Origin of the sequence: Pantoea sp. EKM20T (assembly GCF_011800485.1) — a bacterium.
Lineage (GTDB): Bacteria > Pseudomonadota > Gammaproteobacteria > Enterobacterales > Enterobacteriaceae > Pantoea > Pantoea agglomerans.
The window spans coordinates 23,171-40,332 of sequence record NZ_JAALFW010000013.1 but is presented as its reverse complement, the minus strand read 5'-3'; the positions used below and the strand labels follow the sequence as shown (position 1 = coordinate 40,332).

At 54.2% G+C, this 17,162-nt stretch carries 16 protein-coding genes; 13 read left to right on the top strand and 3 right to left on the bottom strand.

The genetic code is table 11. The features are described 5' to 3' along the window. Positions 1 to 21: 21 nt before the first annotated feature. Positions 22 to 738, bottom strand: coding sequence for a ribonuclease PH (gene rph / locus HFD94_RS19040; RefSeq protein WP_010258378.1), 717 nt, complete (start codon positions 736 to 738; stop codon positions 22 to 24). A 150-nt stretch (positions 739 to 888) separates the two neighbouring features. Between rph and HFD94_RS19035 the strand changes: the two genes are divergently transcribed. After that, entirely contained in the window at positions 889 to 2,073 is a 1,185-nt protein-coding gene (locus HFD94_RS19035) for a NupC/NupG family nucleoside CNT transporter (RefSeq protein ID WP_031591888.1), read from the top strand. A 38-nt stretch (positions 2,074 to 2,111) separates the two neighbouring features. On the opposite strand, the gene HFD94_RS19030 is transcribed toward HFD94_RS19035, so the two are convergent. Further along, positions 2,112 to 2,537 carry a DUF3574 domain-containing protein gene (locus HFD94_RS19030; RefSeq protein WP_010672099.1) on the bottom strand — a complete coding sequence of 142 codons (426 nt, stop codon included), beginning with the start codon at positions 2,535 to 2,537 and terminating at the stop codon, positions 2,112 to 2,114. A 155-nt stretch (positions 2,538 to 2,692) separates the two neighbouring features. Here HFD94_RS19030 and HFD94_RS19025 point away from each other — a divergent pair, with 155 nt between their 5' ends. The 7 genes from HFD94_RS19025 (at position 2,693) to HFD94_RS18995 (ending at position 9,289) form a co-directional block, all read left to right on the top strand. Continuing rightward, positions 2,693 to 3,556: a YicC/YloC family endoribonuclease gene (locus HFD94_RS19025; RefSeq protein WP_010258384.1), complete on the top strand. Its 864-nt coding sequence runs from the start codon at positions 2,693 to 2,695 to the stop codon at positions 3,554 to 3,556. A 423-nt stretch (positions 3,557 to 3,979) separates the two neighbouring features. Continuing rightward, positions 3,980 to 4,903, top strand: coding sequence for a kdo(2)-lipid IV(A) palmitoleoyltransferase (gene lpxP, locus HFD94_RS19020; protein WP_022624898.1), 924 nt, complete (start codon positions 3,980 to 3,982; stop codon positions 4,901 to 4,903). 234 nt (positions 4,904 to 5,137) lie between these two features. Next, positions 5,138 to 6,280, top strand: a complete 1,143-nt coding sequence (locus tag HFD94_RS19015; RefSeq protein ID WP_122889946.1) for an alanine racemase — start codon at positions 5,138 to 5,140, stop codon at positions 6,278 to 6,280. A 136-nt stretch (positions 6,281 to 6,416) separates the two neighbouring features. Beyond that, a complete protein-coding gene (locus tag HFD94_RS19010) occupies positions 6,417 to 6,812 on the top strand; it encodes a polyketide cyclase (protein ID WP_122889940.1) in 396 nt (131 codons plus the stop codon). A gap of 434 nt (positions 6,813 to 7,246) precedes the next feature. Beyond that, the gene (locus HFD94_RS19005) at positions 7,247 to 7,447 is read left to right on the top strand and encodes a hypothetical protein (RefSeq protein ID WP_033766533.1); all 201 of its coding nucleotides are present in this window, start codon (positions 7,247 to 7,249) and stop codon (positions 7,445 to 7,447) included. Between the two features lie 146 nt (positions 7,448 to 7,593). After that, positions 7,594 to 8,238 (top strand): oligosaccharide flippase family protein, encoded by a 645-nt coding sequence (locus HFD94_RS19000; protein WP_010258395.1) that lies wholly within the window; start codon positions 7,594 to 7,596, stop codon positions 8,236 to 8,238. A 433-nt stretch (positions 8,239 to 8,671) separates the two neighbouring features. Then, positions 8,672 to 9,289 carry a trimeric intracellular cation channel family protein gene (locus HFD94_RS18995; RefSeq protein ID WP_010258398.1) on the top strand — a complete coding sequence of 206 codons (618 nt, stop codon included), beginning with the start codon at positions 8,672 to 8,674 and terminating at the stop codon, positions 9,287 to 9,289. On the opposite strand, the gene ligB is transcribed toward HFD94_RS18995, so the two are convergent. Beyond that, positions 9,227 to 10,978, bottom strand: coding sequence for an NAD-dependent DNA ligase LigB (gene ligB, locus HFD94_RS18990; protein WP_122889941.1), 1,752 nt, complete (start codon positions 10,976 to 10,978; stop codon positions 9,227 to 9,229). The genes HFD94_RS18995 and ligB overlap by 63 nt on opposite strands. 239 nt (positions 10,979 to 11,217) lie before the next feature. On the opposite strand from ligB, the gene gmk reads away from it, so the two are divergent. From gmk to recG, 5 genes are read left to right on the top strand one after another with little or no spacing between them, the layout of a single operon-like run. Next, positions 11,218 to 11,841: a guanylate kinase gene (gene gmk, locus HFD94_RS18985; protein ID WP_010258405.1), complete on the top strand. Its 624-nt coding sequence runs from the start codon at positions 11,218 to 11,220 to the stop codon at positions 11,839 to 11,841. A 54-nt stretch (positions 11,842 to 11,895) separates the two neighbouring features. Further along, a complete protein-coding gene (rpoZ, locus tag HFD94_RS18980) occupies positions 11,896 to 12,171 on the top strand; it encodes a DNA-directed RNA polymerase subunit omega (RefSeq protein WP_003851346.1) in 276 nt (91 codons plus the stop codon). Positions 12,172 to 12,191: 20 nt separating this feature from the next. Then, entirely contained in the window at positions 12,192 to 14,300 is a 2,109-nt protein-coding gene (gene spoT, locus HFD94_RS18975) for a bifunctional GTP diphosphokinase/guanosine-3',5'-bis pyrophosphate 3'-pyrophosphohydrolase (RefSeq protein WP_010258411.1), read from the top strand. Between the two features lie 2 nt (positions 14,301 to 14,302). After that, positions 14,303 to 15,001, top strand: coding sequence for a tRNA (guanosine(18)-2'-O)-methyltransferase TrmH (trmH, locus tag HFD94_RS18970; protein WP_010258414.1), 699 nt, complete (start codon positions 14,303 to 14,305; stop codon positions 14,999 to 15,001). Then, positions 14,998 to 17,076 (top strand): ATP-dependent DNA helicase RecG, encoded by a 2,079-nt coding sequence (gene recG, locus HFD94_RS18965; RefSeq protein ID WP_122889942.1) that lies wholly within the window; start codon positions 14,998 to 15,000, stop codon positions 17,074 to 17,076. The genes trmH and recG overlap by 4 nt, the downstream gene beginning before the upstream one ends. Positions 17,077 to 17,162 lie beyond the last annotated feature (86 nt).

The window sequence follows — 17,162 nt, the reverse complement described above, 5'->3', positions numbered from 1 at the left end:
ACTCTGAGGTCGCCTGTTACATCAATTTTCCAGCGCTGCTTTCTGCGCCTGAATTAATTCCTCAATTCCGCCCCGAGCCAGCGCCAGTAGCGTCAGCAACTCTTCATGGCTGAACGGTTCGCCTTCGGCAGTGCCCTGCACCTCGATCATACGGCCATCTTCCAGCATCACGACGTTCATGTCGGTTTCTGCGGCTGAGTCTTCAACATACTCCAGATCGCACAGCGCTTCGCCTTTGACGATGCCCACTGAAATAGCCGCGACCATGCCCTTCATCGGGTTCGCTTTCAGTTTGCCGCTGGCCACCAGCTTGTTCAGCGCATCAGCCAGCGCCACGCAGGCTCCGGTGATTGATGCGGTGCGAGTGCCGCCATCGGCCTGAATTACGTCACAGTCGAGCGTAATGGTAAATTCACCCAGCGCTTTAAGATCAACCGCGGCGCGCAGTGAACGGGCGATCAGACGCTGAATCTCCAGCGTACGTCCGCCCTGCTTGCCTTTTGCAGCTTCACGCGCCATACGGCTGTGGGTCGAACGCGGCAGCATGCCATATTCGGCCGTTACCCAACCCTGGCCCTGGCCTTTGAGGAAACGCGGAACCCCTTCGTCTACCGAGGCAGTGCAAAGCACTTTCGTTTCGCCGAATTCCACCAGAACGGAACCCTCTGCGTGTTTGGTGTAATTGCGGGTCAATGTGACTGGACGCACCTGTTGTGCGCTACGGCCTGCTGGACGCATGGGTATTCTCCGGCTTGCTAATGATTGGCTGCGCATTATACGGACTTCCTTGTCCGCTGTCTCTTACGCTGGTCTGACGCAGGCATCAGATGAAATTCCCCGCCAGCTGTGGCTAAATGCGCGTTCCTTTCTCTCTGATAAAAAAGACATATGGCCGCCATTCTTCATTTCCTGCTGGCGCTGGTGGTGATCTTCGCCCTTGCGCTGCTGGTCAGTCATGACCGTAAACAGATTCGCCTGCGCTTTATTATTCAACTGATTGTGGTGGAAGCCGCGCTGGGTTGGTTCTTCCTTCACTCTGCCGGAGGTCTGGCGCTGGTCGGTTCGTTCGCCGGTTTCTTTGAGACGCTGCTGGGTTTTGCCGCACAAGGCACGGAGTTCGTGTTTGGCGGAATGAGCAAACAGGGGCTGGCATTTATCTTCCTTGGCGTGCTCTGCCCGATTGTCTTTATTTCGGCACTGATCGGCATATTGCAGCACTGGCGGATCCTGCCGCTGCTGATCCGTATTTTCGGGACGCTGCTGTCGAAGATTAACGGCATGGGCAAGCTGGAGTCGTTCAACGCCGTCAGCACGCTGATTCTTGGACAGTCGGAAAACTTCATCGCTTATAAAGGGATTCTGGGTGATATCCCGCCGCGCCGGCTCTACACCATGGCAGCGACCGCGATGTCTACCGTTTCGCTGTCGATTGTCGGTGCTTATATGTCGATGATCGAACCGAAGTATGTGGTTGCGGCACTGCTGCTTAACATGTTCAGCACCTTTATTATCCTGTCGATCATCAACCCGATGAAAAGCCAGGATGAGCAGCCTATCGCGCTGGATAAACTGCATGAAGAGCAGAGCTTCTTTGAGATGCTGGGCGAATACATCCTGGCAGGCTTCAAAGTCGCGATGATTATTCTGGCCATGCTGATTGGCTTTATTGCGCTGATTGCTGCCGTCAACGCGCTGTTTGCGGCGGTGTTCGGCTACAGCTTCCAGCAACTGCTCGGCTACCTGTTCTATCCTCTGGCCTGGCTGATTGGCATTCCCAAAGCCGATGCCCTGCAGGCGGCCAGCATCATGGCAACCAAACTGGTGGCGAATGAGTTTGTGGCGATGATTGAACTGCAGAAAGTCGCGGCGGGCATGAGTGCGCGTGGACTGGGTATTCTGTCGGTGTTCCTGGTCTCGTTCGCTAACTTTGCCTCTATCGGCATTGTGGCAGGCGCAATAAAAGGCCTGAATGAGAAACAGGGAAATGTGGTTTCCCGTTTTGGCTGGAAGCTGGTCTATGGCTCCACGCTGGTCAGTCTGCTCTCCGCAGCCTTTGCTGGTCTGTTTATCTGATTATTCAACGGGCGGCAGTTCTGCCGCCCGCTTTCGCCTTAGAATCCGACGCAGACGGGTGCATCCACCCGCATAACCGACTCCTGACCAAACCGTTTTTTATAGAGGCTACGTAACGCCTCAATATCAACGTTGGTGGCGGGGTCGATCCCGTGGATCAGCATCAACGCCTTACTGTTCTCCCGTGCCAGCTGACCGTTCTCGCCCAGCCATTGCCCTTTGGCATCATAGACCGACAGGCCCGCTTTAAACCGTGGCGTGACCTCATTATCCACGAAGTTCATCCAGTCGAGTGAACTCACCCTGCCGCCATCAGGCTTGCTCAGTCCAAACCACAACGTGGTCTGCATCATCATGTCGCCACCCGCACAGATAGGTTGCGGTTTAGTGGGCGGCGAGTGGCGTGCCTGGCAACCTGCCAGCAGCAGAGCCATCACAACAGGAAGGGCAATAACGCGAGACATAGATCAGTCATCCTCACAAAGGGTCAATGGTCATCATAAGTGGCTGTCGCTGAAAGCGGAAATGGTTCGTTATTTTCCTGTGCGACGCTTATGCCTGTTATGCCGTGGCTCGCCTCGCTATACTTCACCCATCTTTCCGCAAATGAGTACCGCTTATGATCCGCAGTATGACCGCTTATGCCCGCAGCGAAGCCAAAGGCGAATGGGGCAGCGCCGCCTGGGAGCTGCGTTCCGTGAACCAGCGTTATCTGGAAACCTACATCCGCCTGCCGGAACAGTTTCGTGGGCTGGAGCCGGTTATCCGCGAGCGCATTCGCCAGCGTCTGACGCGCGGTAAAATTGAGTGCAACCTCCGTTATGATGCCGATCCCAGCGCGCAGGGCGAACTGATGCTCAACGAAACGCTGGCGAAACAGCTGGTGCAGGCTGCCAACTGGGTAAAAATGCAGAGCGACGAAGGCGCGATTAATCCGCTGGATATTCTGCGCTGGCCAGGTGTGATGTCTGCGCAGGAACAGGATCTGGATGCCATCAACACCCAGTTGTTGCAGGCACTGGATGGTGCGCTTGATGACTTTATTGCGGCACGCGAAAGCGAAGGTACCGCCCTGAAAGCGATGATTGAGCAGCGTCTGGAAGGCGTCTCGCAGGAAGTCAGCAAAGTGCGCGCGCAGATGCCTGAGGTGATCAAATGGCAGCGTGAGCGGCTGGTCGCCAAACTGGAAGATGCTGAAGTCCAGCTGGAAAACAATCGCCTTGAGCAGGAATTGGTGATGATGGCGCAGCGTGTTGACGTTTCTGAAGAGCTGGATCGTCTGGATGCGCACGTTAAAGAGACTTACAACATCCTGAAAAAGAAAGAAGCAGTTGGCCGCCGTCTCGACTTTATGATGCAGGAGTTCAATCGTGAGTCGAACACGCTGGCTTCGAAGTCGATCAACGCCGAAATCACTACGTCAGCTATTGAACTGAAGGTGCTGATTGAGCAGATGCGCGAGCAGATTCAGAATATCGAGTAATTTCCACTCAACAAAGCGCTCGCAGTAGCGCTTTGTTCCCCTCTCAGGCGCTGTCAGCACTTAAAGAGTTAGCTCCTTCCGCGAATTGATCGCTTTTTCAGCGCGGCCAGCATCAGAATCAGGTAAAGATAAATAAATAATCATTTCCAGACTGTTCCTGAAACGGCCTCGCTTACAATTAAAGCTTCTCCCAGACTAAGATTAACTAGTTGAAAAATAATAATTTTATCGGATTAATGTATTTTTATAGCCGGTTTTGCTGCATATCCATGAAACAGGTCAATCCTGTCGACTCCTGACTTTACCTTTATTTGAAGGCACTTTTTGATAAAATGTTGGTCGAAATCAGTACAGCTGTACCGCCTTAAGACTCATGGAAGTGCTCTTTGTGCGATGCATCCCTCTATCCCATGAAGGTTGTTAATGAAAAACACCGGAAAATTTAGCAGTTCGCTGCTGCATCCGCGTTATTGGTTTACCTGGTTTGGCCTTGGCGTACTCTGGCTGCTGGTCCAGCTCCCCTATCCTGTTCTTATGCGTCTCGGTGCCGGTGCCGGCAAAATCTCTCGCCATTTCCTGCAGCGCCGCGAGCGTATTACCCGTCGTAACATCGAACTCTGCTTTCCGGGCATCAGCGAAGAAAAAACAGAACATATGATTGCCGGCAATTTCGCGTCGCTTGGGATGGCGCTGGCTGAAACCGGTATTGCCTGGTTCTGGTCTGACCGTGCGGTAAGACGTCTGTTTAAAGTGTCGGGAATGGAAAACCTGCATGCCGCGCAGAAAGAAAAGCGAGGCGTGATGCTGATTGGTGTACATTTCATGTCACTGGAGCTGGGCGGCCGCATCAGCGGACTCTGTCAGCCAATGATGGCGATGTATCGCCCACACAATAACCAGGCGATGGAGTATGTGCAGACTAAAGGCCGGATGCGCTCAAATAAAGCGATGATCGACCGTCGTGATCTACGCGGTATGGTTAATGCCCTGAAACAGGGTGAATCGGTCTGGTTTGCGCCTGACCAGGATTACGGCCCTAAAGGCAGCACCTTTGCGCCGCTGTTTGCGGTGGAAAAAGCCGCCACGACTAACGGGACTTTTGTTCTGTCGCGTCTGGCGAAGCCAGCGATGGTGCCAATTATGCTGATTCGTAATCCAGGAAATGATGGCTACCATTTGATCATCGAACCGATGCTGGAAAATTATCCTCATACGGACGAGGCTGCTGCTGCTGCTTATATGAACAAAGTAATCGAAAATCAGATCCTTCGCGCACCCGAACAGTACCTTTGGCTGCATCGTCGCTTCAAAACCCGGCCACCGGGTGAAAAGTCGCTCTACGTCTGAGTTAACTGATAAAGCAGGCCTCGTGCCTGCTTTGTTGTTTTAATCTGCTGAACGACATCTGCTTTACGTCCACTCTCTCATCCTCGTTTGCTGTGCTCTCATACTGCCTCTGCCGTTATAGCTACCTCTACAGTTTCTGCTGTTCAGCACACCGGTCTGCGTCCGGCAGGCTGGTATCAAAGAGATAATTAAGGAATGATGAATCCTCTTACCTCGTCAATGCCGGACAATCTTATGGATATCAACGATACACAGCAGTGGCAGCGTCCGCTGATTGATGATCGCCTTACGCCCTATATTGAAGTGGATGCAGAGCGCCTGGAGCAGAACCTGCAGCATATGCAGCGCAAAGCCAGTGCGGCAGGCGTCGCGTTGCGACCCCATATCAAAACGCATAAAAGCGTCTGGATTGCGCAGCGTCAGATCGCGTCCGGTGCACAGGGTGTGACCGTCTCTAAGCCCAGCGAAGGCATCAGCTTTATTCAGGGCGGTGTTCGTGATCTGCTATTAGCCTACCCGATTGTGCAACCGCAAAGCGTGGCTGAATTGCTGCGCCACGCCGTGCTTCATCAGGCAAAGCTCACCCTGATTGCGGACAGACTGCAGGGCGTGGCGGCTATTGCTGATGCCTGCCAGCAGCAACCGGAATGCGACCTGGCGGTAGCGATTAAGGTTGATGTTGGATTACATCGGATAGGTGTCAATCCTGATACAGATGAAGCGGTGCTGATTGCTCAGGCGCTGCAGGACAAAGGGTTACGCTTTGCCGGATTAGTATCACATGCCGGCCACGCTTATGGTGCCGGGAATGCCACGGCCATTGCGGATGTCGCCCGGCAGGAAACGGCATTGATGCAGCGAGTACAGGCAAAACTGCAGGCGGCTGGTTTTACCGACTGCCCTCTCTCTGTAGGTTCAACGCCTACGGCGCTGGCAGCAGAGGTTGCACCCTGCATTCATGAAATCCGGCCCGGAAACTATGCACTACTGGACCTTACCGCCTGCCGTCTCGGATTAAGTCACGTCGATCAGCTGGCAATGAGCGTCATTACCCGTGTCGTGGCGGTGAACGATCATTTCGCGATTGTGGATGCCGGGTCAAAAATGCTGAGTTCGGATAAAGGGCCACACGGCACCAATGCCAGCGGCTTTGGTGTGGCAGCCGACGAAGCGGGTCAGACTTATGAAGTGACAAAATTATCTGAGGAGCACGGTTTTCTGCTTTATCAGGATCGCCGCCCTGAAGTCGGCACGCTGCTGCGTATTTTCCCTAATCACAGTTGTGCCGTGATGGCGCAGTCGGACGGCTTTGTTCTGCGGCACGCTAACGGCCAAAGCGAGGATCATGTGGTTTCTGCGCGCGGCAATTTCATCTGAGTCAGTGGCAGACAGCATCATCCGTTGTCTGCCATTTGTACGAAACCCTTTCAACACCACACTTCTGCTGTTACAACGTTTTAACAAGCCTGACCACATGCTTTAATGCCTTTTTAGCTTATTCACCGGAGGTTACATGCTCTCCTCTCGCACTCTGAGCCTGACGATTCCACGTCACTGGTTAGATCTTTATGAAACCATCTGGAAGCCAGAGTTTTTCCCAAAGTGGGCTTCCGGGCTGACGCACAGCGCGTTAGAACCCGATGGCAATCGCTGGCGTGCTAAAGGCCCCCAGGGCAATGTGAAGATCCGGTTCTCGCCACATAATCCGTTTGGGGTAATGGATCACTGGATTGATAGCGGCTCGGGAAAGGAGATCTACGTACCGATGCGCGTGATATCAAACGAACAGGGCGCCGAGGTGATGGTAACGGTTTATCGCCAGCCATTTACTTCAGATGAGAAATTTAAGCAGGATATTGAATGGGTTAGCAACGATCTTGAGAAACTCAACCAGCTTCTTACACAATAAATCAATGACTTAGCGCGCCTTTTTCTCTGCATTTATCACTGGCCGTTAATGAAAAAAAATAGAAAAACTTTCGACGATAAAGCATAAAGCGCTTATCTGATTACTCATCATCCTTACGCATTTATCACCAACCCTGCTTAAGCATCGCTGCCAGGAAAAATCCTGGCAAAATCCTCTGAAAGGCAGGCGACCCCCTCTGATTTCGGGCCTCCTGGTTTGCCGCACAAACAATTTCTGACTGACCCATACATTAATCATTAACAATCGTTTATTAGCAATCTGCTGAGGATTTAATATTTATCATGCATAAAGTGAAACCATTTATTTCTGCGGTCGCGTAATCAGACTTTTCTTATGGTGTTAAATTAAATAAAACAATGTATAAATCATTCCACACACAGCAATACCCATAATGATAAAGCAGGAAAAAAGTCATGGACCGCTCAACGTATCCTTTGTTATCAGAAAAAGAATGCGTTGAGATTGCCGCAAGGATGCTGGCAGGAGAATATAAAACTACAACAGGATTTATTCGTGATCTGGCGGAATTCTTATTCGCTGCAGGGAATTCCGCCATGACACGAAACAGCGATTTTACCAGGGATATCTTTTTTATCCAGGCATCATTTGATTGAATCCATAATAACATGGCAAGCCTGTAAAGCGTTTTCAGGACTTCGGCCGGAAAAATTGCACTAACTAACGGTGTTACAGCAACCTCTCCTTGCCGTTACACAACTATTTAATTCTCACAGAGTCGATGGACTCTAACGAGTATATTATGGCAATACGTGAAAGCAGTCTGAATGGCGCAAAATGGTCTCTGCTCTCTTCAATCAAAATTATTGGCATCGGCGTATTACAACTCTCGTTGCTGGCGCAGATTCTGCAGGCGAATGAGCTCAATCTGCTGGCGATCGCCGTGATAGCTTTACTGGCTATCGATACTCTGGCCGATCGGGGCTTCTCAAATACGCTGATCCGCCGCTCGATTCTCTCTATCAATGACCTCTCCACGATCTACTGGGGTAATATGTTGATGGGGGTCGCGGTGTTTGGTCTGTTATTTACTGGCAGCCACCTGCTGACCAGCCTTTTTGATCAACCTGAACTGGCATTAATGCTGCAGATGGTCTCAGTGGTGTTTATTATCATCCCACAGGGTCAGCATTACCGTGCGATATTACAGCGCGAAAAACAATATACCCGTATCGCTTTTGCTGAAACCTCCTCGGTATTAGCCGGACTTGCCGTCACCTTATTTACCGTCTGGCTGACCCCTTCAGTATTGTGTGCGATCTGGGGTTACCTGGCGATGGCATCCATTCGTATGCTGATTTACTGCTACTACGGTCGTTCATGGTTCCAGCCGGAATACCGTTTTAGCCTGAATGCATTTTCTAAAATTCGTGCAAGAAACAAATAATAAAATAAGTCTGTATGGTGGGCTCTGAGCATCCGAAACGATGCGTTGGCGTGCTGTTAACCAGCACGCCTTTTCTTTTTATTTAGTCTGTCGCAATATTTACCTGATCGATTCTTTTCCCGCAGCATCCAGCCCTTTTTTATCTCCTATATAAACTGGTTTTCGACCAGCGGCTATCTGGCGATCGTCGTCAGTTCACCGCCCGCCCTGAGTGGGAAAACCCCACGCCGGAACGCGCAAACCCTCTGTACGTTGTTTCCTCTCAACTTTTTCAATCACCTGCCGCAGTCCCTTCGCAAAAAAGTCTTTCTATGATGACGCCAGCGCTGGCTGGTATAAACTGCGCTCATCCCGGACGCCGATCGCCAGAAAATCTTCGGCGCCGTCTCTCAAGCAATGCCGTAGTCTTGCCGCCGTCTTACTGGAGTCTGCTATGTTACTGACCGTTCTCTACATTATTGGTATTACTGCTGAAGCCATGACGGGTGCGCTGGCGGCGGGGCGTCGCAAAATGGATCTGTTCGGTGTCATCATTATCGCGTCCGTGACCGCCATTGGTGGCGGTTCGGTGCGCGACATCCTGCTGGGTCACTATCCGCTGGGCTGGGTGAAACATCCCGAATACATCATGATTGTTGCAGCGGCGGCGGTAGTGACCACTTTCCTGGCACCCCTGATGACGCATCTGCGCAAAGTGTTTCTGGTGCTCGATGCGTTAGGACTGGTGGTCTTTTCTATTATCGGCGCGCAGGTTGCGCTCGATTCAGGACACGCCATGATTATTGCCGCGATAAGTGCGGTCATTACCGGCGTCTTTGGCGGCGTACTGCGTGACATGTTCTGTAATCGCATTCCGCTGGTGTTTCAGAAGGAACTCTACGCCGGTATCGCTTTCGCCTCTGGCTGGATGTATATCCTGCTGCTGAAAACCACACTGGCGCATGAAGCGGTGATTATCATTACCCTGCTGTTCGGATTCTTCGCCCGTTTACTGGCGCTGCGCTTCCGTCTTGGTTTGCCGATTTTCAACTATCCCCATCCCGAGCATTGAGGATGCGGGAATTCCCTGCTGTCTCAGAAAAGCGATCAGCGTCTGCAGGCGGGCATCATGGAACTGCGTAACCAGGCGCTTTGCCAGCGCCGCCCCGACACCCGGTAAAGCTTGCCAGTCCCTGACATCCCGCTGCGTTAAGCTCTCCCACTGCTGATCGGGCAGCGCATTGAGGGCCTTCCGCGGCAGTGAAACACCTAAGGCATCCACCCAGCGACGAAGCGGCTGCTGACGGGTGAGATTAAAACGGTGCCAGAGCTGACCCGCCCGCTCCCGAGAGAGGCCCGTTGCGGCGGCGATCTGTTCCGGTGTTAACGTCAGCCAGCCGAACAGGTGCGTCATACTGCCGGTTTCCAGTAAGTGCAGCCAGGTGCTGCGCTCAACGCCAGGAATATTCAGTACCGTTTTCTGACTGAGCCAGCGTAATTTTGCCAGTAGCTGCTTCTGGCATTCAGCGCTGAAGGTGTAACAACTCAGCGGCGTGTAGCGCGACGCGTCGGGAGGCTGAGGATAGTGCCGCTCTGCCACGCGCCAGATCACCCGCTCCAGCCGGGGAATGCCCTGGCCTGCCAGACTCAGTGTGATGACATCTCCCGCCACGATATCGCTCTCCTGCCAGCGACGCAGCGATCCAACATTGACCCGCCTGACCGTCTTATCATCCAGCTGTACCGGCTGCAGATTAAGTACCGCGGCTATCTTCCCGGTTCGGCCGACTGGAAAATCGACGGAGAGCACTTCAGCGCTGACTTCCGGAGGCTGATATTTCCAGGCAACGGCCCATGTTCCCTCTCCAGGCAGCCAGTTTTTGCCCGCAGGTCGCAGGCTCTGATGAACGACGACACCGTCAGTGACAAAGGGCAGCGCAGCATGAAACCAGCGCTCCCGCCACGCTGCAACCTCCTCTTCGTCTTTAACGCTGTGGCTCCATTTTGCGGCAACGCCCAGTCCCCAGCGGCTGAGTTGCTGAAGGCGTTCCGTCATCGTGGCGGGGCCTTCTGGCCAGGCCCAGATAAAAATATCGAGCGAGTCCAGCAGAGGAACCCGCTGCTTGCTCATCATGGCGCCAGCGACCTGTGAGCGCGCATTCCTGCCGCCATCAACCGCCTGCTGATGACCGGTCATCGACAAAAACAGCTCACCCTGCAGCACAACCTCTTCAAGTCCGGTCTCGATCTGCAGCGGAATCGCAGGGATCCAGGCGGCTTTAGCCAGCCACTCTTCACCGCGTAATCCATCACCACGACTCAACAGTGAAACCAGTCTGCCGTGGCGATAAACCAGGGAAACGGCAATGCCATCCACTTTCGGCTGCACCCAGAGATCGTGCCGCCCCTGCATCCAGTAAGCCAGGGCCAGCTTGTCGCGCATCTTTTTTACGCCCGTGTGGGCGACCGGATGCAGGTGCTCACCCTCACCCGGCAGTTGCGGTGCGTAAGCGGGCTGCGGAGGGTTAAAGCAGTGTTGCCAGTGATTCAGTCGCTGCTGCAGACTGTCATAATCTGCATCAGCCACCGGACTCTGCCCCTGACGATAGTAAGCATCATCCCAGTGCTGCAGCTGCTGTTGCAGACGACGGATCTCTTCTGTCGCCCGGGTGGGAGTCCAGACCGGACAAAGGGCGCTATGCGCAGGCCATAGGACGATCCACAGAGCAGCCGCAAACAGCGGCCAGCCGAATCCTTTCATGATCTCTCTCCTGACGTTTTGCAGCATTCAATACCAGTGCTTCAGCGTCAGCCAGAGGTGATGTTCAGCTATGGAAGGAATGCCGTCGCAATCAGGGGATAATTACAGTCGTCCGACAGAGATTTGCGCGAAGATGCGCAAAAGTTGGGTGTTGCCGCTGCGCAAACGCTGCGTGGCGGCGGGAAGCTGTGTATACTGTGCAGGAAATCGACTCCGCTTTTAATCAATTCAAGAAAACCATGGCTCAAGGCACGCTCTATATTGTTTCTGCTCCCAGCGGCGCAGGTAAATCCAGCCTGATTCAGGCGCTGTTAAAGACCCAGCCGTTGTATGATACGCAGGTCTCTGTTTCGCACACGACGCGCGGTATGCGTCCGGGTGAAACCCATGGCGAACATTACTTTTTTGTTGAGAAGCATGAATTTGAGCAGATGATCGCGGAAGAGGCTTTCCTCGAACATGCCAAAGTTTTCGACAACTATTACGGTACCTCGCGCCATGCTATTGAGCAGGTGCTGGCAACCGGCGTTGACGTGTTTCTCGACATCGACTGGCAGGGTGCGCAGCAAATTCGCACCAAAATGCCTGGCGCACGCAGCATCTTTGTTTTACCGCCTTCGAAAGAAGAGCTCGATCGCCGTCTGCGCGGTCGTGGCCAGGACAGCGAAGAGGTGATCACGCGTCGCATGGCTCAGGCGGTAGCGGAAATGAGCCACTACGCCGAGTATGACTATTTAATTGTGAATGATGATTTCGATCTGGCGCTGTCCGATCTGAAAACCATTATTCGCGCAGAACGTCTGCGTATGGCGCGTCAGAAGGCGCGTCACGATGCTTTAATCAGCAAACTGTTGGCAGTCTGAATACAGTTTCAGTATGATGCGCAGTCATTTCTTCATCTGTGGAGTAGCACACCTATGGCACGCGTAACCGTTCAGGACGCAGTAGAAAAAGTTGGTAATCGTTTTGACCTGGTGTTGGTCGCTGCACGTCGTGCACGTCAGATGCAGGTAGGCGGCAAAGATCCACTGGTTCCGGAAGAGAACGATAAACCTACCGTTATCGCCCTGCGCGAAATCGAAGAAGGTTTGGTCACCAATCAGATTTTAGATGTGCGTGATCGTCAGGAACAGCAAGAGCAGGAAGCCGCTGAGTTACAGGCCGTTACCGCTATCGCTGAAGGTCGTCGTTAACAGCCACCTGCAGGTCGCCCTTGTATCTGTTTGAAAGCCTCAATCAACTGATTGAAAAATACTTGCCAGAGGAGCAGATCAAGCGCCTCCAGCAAGCCTACCTTGTCGCACGTGATGCCCACGAGGGACAGACACGCTCCAGCGGTGAGCCTTATATCACCCATCCGGTTGCCGTGGCCTGTATTCTGGCGGAAATGAAGCTCGACCATGAAACTCTCATGGCCGCGCTGCTGCATGACGTGATCGAAGATACGCCTGCCACTTACCAGGACATGGAACAACTGTTCGGTAAAAGCGTGGCGGAACTGGTCGAAGGCGTTTCCAAGCTGGATAAGCTGAAATTCCGCGACAAGAAAGAAGCGCAGGCAGAGAACTTCCGCAAGATGATTATGGCGATGGTGCAGGATATCCGCGTCATTCTCATCAAGCTGGCTGACCGCACCCACAATATGCGCACTCTCGGCGCATTACGCCCGGACAAACGTCGCCGCATCGCGCTGGAAACGTTAGAGATTTACAGTCCGCTGGCGCACCGCCTGGGTATTCATCATCTTAAAACAGAGCTGGAAGAGCTCGGTTTTGAGGCCCTCTATCCGAACCGTTATCGGGTCATTAAAGAGGTGGTGAAAGCCGCGCGCGGTAATCGTAAAGAGATGATCCAGAAGATTCTTTCTGAGATCGACGGCCGTTTGCAGGAAGCGGGCATTCCCTGCCGCGTCAGCGGGCGTGAAAAGCATCTTTACTCGATTTACCGCAAAATGACGCTGAAAGAGCAGCGTTTTCACTCGATCATGGATATCTATGCCTTTCGCGTCATCGTGAAAGATCTGGATACCTGCTATCGCGTTCTGGGCCAGATGCACAGTTTGTATAAACCGCGTCCGGGCCGCGTCAAAGATTATATCGCCATCCCCAAAGCGAACGGCTATCAATCGCTCCATACCTCAATGATTGGTCCGCACGGCGTGCCGGTCGAAGTACAGATTCGCACCGAGGATATGGATCAGATGGCGGAAATGGGGGTCGCTGCGCACTGGGCTTATAAACAGGCGGGCGAAAGTGGCACCACCGCACAGATTCGCGCTCAGCGCTGGCTGCAAAGCCTGCTGGAGCTGCAACAGAGTGCGGGCAGTTCGTTTGAATTTATTGAAAGCGTGAAGTCCGATCTCTTTCCCGATGAGATCTACGTCTTTACACCTGAAGGCCGCATTGTTGAGCTGCCAACCGGTGCGACGCCGGTGGACTTCGCTTATGCGGTCCACACCGATATCGGCCATGCCTGTGTTGGCGCACGCGTTGACCGCCAGCCTTATCCGCTGTCGCAAACCCTGACCAGCGGTCAGACGATTGAGATCATCACCGCGCCAGGCGCCCGTCCTAACGCCGCCTGGCTCAACTTTGTCGTCAGCTCCAAAGCCCGCGCAAAAATTCGTCAGCTGCTGAAAAACCTCAAGCGCGAAGACTCCGTCAATCTGGGTCGCCGCCTGCTCAGCCATGCGCTGGGCGGCAGCCGTAAACTGGCTGAGATCCCGCCTGAGAATATCAGGCAGGAGCTGGATCGTATGAAGCTGACCTCGCTTGACGATCTGCTGGCAGAAATCGGTCTGGGCAATGCGATGAGCGTGGTGGTGGCGAAGAACCTGTTGCAGGCTGACAGCAACGCCATCAGCAGCAACAGCAAGCGCGGTAAACTGCCGATCAAAGGTGCAGATGGCGTGTTGATTACCTTCGCCAAATGCTGCCGTCCGATTCCCGGTGACCCGATTGTTGCCCATGTCAGTCCCGGCAAAGGGCTGGTGGTGCATCATGAATCCTGCCGGAATATTCGCGGCTACCAGAAAGAGCCTGAAAAATTCATGCCGGTCGAGTGGGATAAAGTCACCGAGCAGGAGTTCGTGGCGGAAATCAAAGTCGACATGTTTAACCATCAGGGTGCACTGGCTAACCTGACGGCGGCAATCAACACGGCCGGTTCCAATATTCAGAGCCTGAATACCGAAGAGCGTGATGGCCGCGTTTACAGCGCATTTATCCGCCTGACCGCACGTGATCGCGTCCATCTGGCGAATATCATGCGTAAAATTCGCGTGATGCCGGATGTGATCAAAGTCCATCGTAACCGTAATTAGGCATGAACGATCAACGATTTGCCCGGATTCAGGCGATGCTGGCACTGCGCCAGCACGATCTCACGGTCTGTATGGAGCAGGTGCATAAGCCGCACAATGTTTCCGCAGTGATCCGCACGGCGGACGCCGTCGGCATCCACGAAGTGCATGCCGTCTGGCCGAGCCAGCGGATGCGCACTCAGGCTTCCGCATCTGCCGGAAGCAACAGTTGGGTTAAAGTGGTCACCCATCCCACCATCGGCGATGCTGTAAAAAAGCTCAAACAACAGAAGATGCAGGTTTTAGCGACCCATCTCTCTGCCGATGCCGTGGATTTCCGTGAGATCGATTATACCCTTCCGACCTGCATCCTGATGGGCCAGGAAAAAACCGGCATCACCGAAGAAGCGCTGGCGCTGGCCGATCGGCAGATTGTGATTCCGATGGTGGGCATGGTGCAGTCGCTGAATGTCTCGGTCGCCTGCGCGCTGATCCTGTATGAAGCACAGCGGCAGCGGCAGAACGCGGGTCTGTACCTGCGCGACTACAGCCTGCTGGACGAAGATGAGCAGCAACGTCTGTTGTTCGAAGGCGGATTCCCGGTGCTGGCGCGGGTCGCAAAACAGAAAGGTTTACCCTATCCGCGCATCAATGCGCAGGGCGAAGTCGACGCCGATCCCAGCTGGTGGGCAACCATGCAATCGACCGGTAAAAGAAGATGAAAGGCCGTCTGCTGGATGCCATCCCGCTCAGTACCCTGACCGGCGTCGGTGCCAGCCAGGCGGCAAAGCTGGCCAAAATTGACCTGCATACCATTCAGGATCTCCTGCTTCATCTCCCGCTACGCTACGAAGATCGTACCCAACTTTATGCCATTGATGATCTGCTGCCCGGTATCTGGGCCACAGTAGAAGGCGAAGTGCTGCACACAGATATCACCTTTGGTCGCCGCCGGATGATGGTGTGCCAGATTAGCGATGGCAGCGGCGTACTGACGATGCGCTTCTTTAATTTCAATGCCGGAATGAAGAACAACCTGTCGCCGGGCCGGCGCGTCACCGCGTATGGTGAAATTAAACGCGGTCAGCGTGGCGCTGAGATTATCCATCCCGAATACCGGATCCAGGGCGAACAGAGCAATGTGACGCTGGAAGAGACCTTAACGCCGGTTTATCCCACCACCGAAGGTATCCGGCAGGCCACGCTGCGTAATCTCACCGATCAGGCACTGACGCTGCTGGAGAGCTGCCCGATTGCCGAACTGCTGCCGCAGGAACTGAGCGGCGGTTTAATCAGCCTGCCAGATGCGCTCCGCACGCTGCATCGTCCACCACCCGATCTAAAACTCAGCGAGCTGGAGAGTGGTCGTCATCCGGCACAACGCAGATTGATTCTGGAAGAGCTGCTGGCACACAACCTCAGCATGCTGGCGGTACGCGCCGGTGCTCAGCGCTATTACGCTTTACCTATGCTTCCCCGGCACAACCTTCGCGACCAGCTGCTGGCAGCGCTGCCCTTTTCACCGACCAATGCGCAGAAACGCGTGGTGGCGGAGATAGAGAAAGATCTGGCAAATGACTTTCCGATGATGCGGCTGGTGCAGGGTGACGTCGGCTCGGGTAAGACATTGGTCGCCGCGCTTTCTGCGCTGAACGTTATCGCACATGGTAAGCAGGTTGCTCTGATGGCGCCGACCGAACTGCTGGCTGAACAGCACGCCAGTAACTTCCGCCAGTGGTTTGCGCCGCTGGGCATTGAAGTGGGCTGGCTGGCCGGAAAACAGAAAGGCAAAGCCCGCCAGGCACAGCAGGAAGCGATAGCCAGCGGTCAGGTGGCGATGGTGGTGGGCACACATGCCCTGTTTCAGGAGCAGGTGCAGTTCAACGGTCTGGCACTGGTCATTATTGATGAGCAGCACCGGTTCGGCGTCCACCAGCGACTGGCGCTGTGGGAGAAAGGTGAGGAGCAGGGCTTCCACCCGCATCAGCTGATCATGACCGCCACACCGATTCCGCGCACCCTGGCGATGACCGCTTATGCCGATCTCGATACCTCAACCATCGATGAGCTGCCGCCGGGACGTACACCGGTGACCACCGTGGCTATCCCCGATACCCGACGCGATGAGATTGTGGCGCGGGTTGAGCATGCCTGCCGCGAAGGGCGTCAGGCCTACTGGGTCTGCACCCTGATTGAAGAGTCAGAATTGCTGGAAGCACAGGCGGCAGAAGCCAGCTGGGAATCCCTGAAAACGGCGCTGCCCGGCTTAAACATCGGACTGGTGCATGGCCGGATGAAGCCTGCGGAAAAACAGGCGGTGATGCAGGCGTTTAAAGCGAATGAACTGCAGCTGCTGGTGGCGACGACTGTGATTGAGGTTGGTGTGGACGTGCCGAATGCCAGCCTGATGATCATCGAAAACCCGGAACGGTTAGGGCTGGCGCAGCTGCATCAGCTGCGGGGCCGTGTGGGTCGTGGTGCCGTGGCATCACACTGTGTACTGCTCTACAAAGCGCCGCTGAGCAAGACGGCGCAGAAGCGTTTACAGGTGCTACGCGACAGCAATGACGGCTTCGTCATTGCCCAGTTCGATCTGGAGATTCGCGGGCCGGGTGAACTGCTGGGCACGCGTCAGACCGGCAATGCCGAATTTAAAGTGGCCGACCTGCTGCGCGATGCGGCGATGGTGCCCGAAGTTCAGCGTGTGGCGCGCCACATCCACCAGCACTATCCCGAGCAGGCCAGCGCATTAATTGAACGCTGGCTGCCAGAGAACACCCGTTATACCAACGTCTGAACGATCCCCCTCTGATTCGGCTTTTTTATCCCTGCCGGGCAAACGATTGCTTTTAGCCTGCGGATGATTACAATCGCCACATTATT

Excerpts from the sequence above, each read along its gene's own strand:
- ligB (WP_122889941.1), bottom strand. The coding sequence starts at position 10,978 with ATGAAAGGATTCGGCTGGCCGCTGTTTGCGGCTGCTCTGTGGATCGTC.
- HFD94_RS19005 (WP_033766533.1), top strand. The coding sequence starts at position 7,247 with ATGGACCGCTCAACGTATCCTTTGTTATCAGAAAAAGAATGCGTTGAG.
- rph (WP_010258378.1), bottom strand. The coding sequence starts at position 738 with ATGCGTCCAGCAGGCCGTAGCGCACAACAGGTGCGTCCAGTCACATTG.
- HFD94_RS19035 (WP_031591888.1), top strand. The coding sequence starts at position 889 with ATGGCCGCCATTCTTCATTTCCTGCTGGCGCTGGTGGTGATCTTCGCC.
- gmk (WP_010258405.1), top strand. The coding sequence starts at position 11,218 with ATGGCTCAAGGCACGCTCTATATTGTTTCTGCTCCCAGCGGCGCAGGT.
- HFD94_RS19025 (WP_010258384.1), top strand. The coding sequence starts at position 2,693 with ATGATCCGCAGTATGACCGCTTATGCCCGCAGCGAAGCCAAAGGCGAA.
- rpoZ (WP_003851346.1), top strand. The coding sequence starts at position 11,896 with ATGGCACGCGTAACCGTTCAGGACGCAGTAGAAAAAGTTGGTAATCGT.
- HFD94_RS19030 (WP_010672099.1), bottom strand. The coding sequence starts at position 2,537 with ATGTCTCGCGTTATTGCCCTTCCTGTTGTGATGGCTCTGCTGCTGGCA.
- HFD94_RS19015 (WP_122889946.1), top strand. The coding sequence starts at position 5,138 with ATGGATATCAACGATACACAGCAGTGGCAGCGTCCGCTGATTGATGAT.
- HFD94_RS19000 (WP_010258395.1), top strand. The coding sequence starts at position 7,594 with ATGGCAATACGTGAAAGCAGTCTGAATGGCGCAAAATGGTCTCTGCTC.
- recG (WP_122889942.1), top strand. The coding sequence starts at position 14,998 with ATGAAAGGCCGTCTGCTGGATGCCATCCCGCTCAGTACCCTGACCGGC.
- lpxP (WP_022624898.1), top strand. The coding sequence starts at position 3,980 with ATGAAAAACACCGGAAAATTTAGCAGTTCGCTGCTGCATCCGCGTTAT.
- HFD94_RS18995 (WP_010258398.1), top strand. The coding sequence starts at position 8,672 with ATGTTACTGACCGTTCTCTACATTATTGGTATTACTGCTGAAGCCATG.
- HFD94_RS19010 (WP_122889940.1), top strand. The coding sequence starts at position 6,417 with ATGCTCTCCTCTCGCACTCTGAGCCTGACGATTCCACGTCACTGGTTA.
- trmH (WP_010258414.1), top strand. The coding sequence starts at position 14,303 with ATGAACGATCAACGATTTGCCCGGATTCAGGCGATGCTGGCACTGCGC.